The organism is Streptomyces polyrhachis, assembly GCF_042663125.1.
Taxonomy (GTDB): Bacteria; Actinomycetota; Actinomycetes; order Streptomycetales; family Streptomycetaceae; genus Streptomyces; species Streptomyces polyrhachii.
Genome location: NZ_JBHSZO010000089.1, coordinates 1 through 879 on the forward strand (window position 1 = coordinate 1; position 879 = coordinate 879).

The following is an 879-nucleotide window of genomic DNA, read 5'->3' on the forward strand; positions in this document are numbered from 1 at the left end:
GGACTTCAAGACCGACCAGGAGGTCCGCTGGTGCCCGGGCTGCGGCGACTACGCCGTCCTGGCCGCCGTGCAGGGCTTCATGCCGGAGCTGGGCCTGGCCCGCGAGAACATCGTGTTCGTCTCCGGCATCGGCTGCTCCTCGCGCTTCCCGTACTACATGAACACCTACGGGATGCACTCCATCCACGGCCGCGCCCCCGCCATCGCCACGGGACTTGCCGCCTCGCGCCGCGACCTGTCCGTCTGGGTCGTCACCGGTGACGGCGACGCGCTGTCCATCGGCGGCAACCACCTCATCCACGCCCTGCGCCGCAACGTCAACCTCAAGATCCTGCTCTTCAACAACCGGATCTACGGGCTGACCAAGGGCCAGTACAGCCCCACCTCCGAGCTGGGCAAGATCACCAAGTCCACGCCGATGGGCTCCCTGGACGCCCCCTTCAACCCGGTCTCCCTCGCCATCGGCGCGGAGGCGTCCTTCGTCGCCCGCACCGTCGACTCCGACCGCAAGCACCTGACCGAGGTACTGCGCCAGGCGGCCGCCCACCCGGGCACGGCGCTGGTGGAGATCTACCAGAACTGCAACATCTTCAACGACGGCGCCTTCGAGGCACTGAAGGACAAGACGCAGGCCCAGGAGGCGGTGATCCGCCTGGAGCACGGCCAGCCGATCCGCTTCGGCATCGGCGACGCGAAGGGCGTCCTGCGCGACCCGCTCACCGGCGAACTGCGGGTGGTCGACGTGACCACGGCCAACGAGTCGCAGATCCTGGTCCACGACGCCCACGCCCCCTCCCCCACCACCGCCTTCGCCCTCTCCCGCCTCGCCGACCCCGACACCCTGCACCACACCCCCATCGGCGTGCTGCGCTCCGTCGA

General features: G+C 69.4%; 1 protein-coding gene. It reads left to right on the forward strand.

What is annotated here, in order from left to right; translation table 11 throughout:
* The coding region (locus ACFQLX_RS25680) for a 2-oxoacid:ferredoxin oxidoreductase subunit beta (protein ID WP_386418925.1) at positions 1–879 on the forward strand (879 nt) is incomplete at both ends.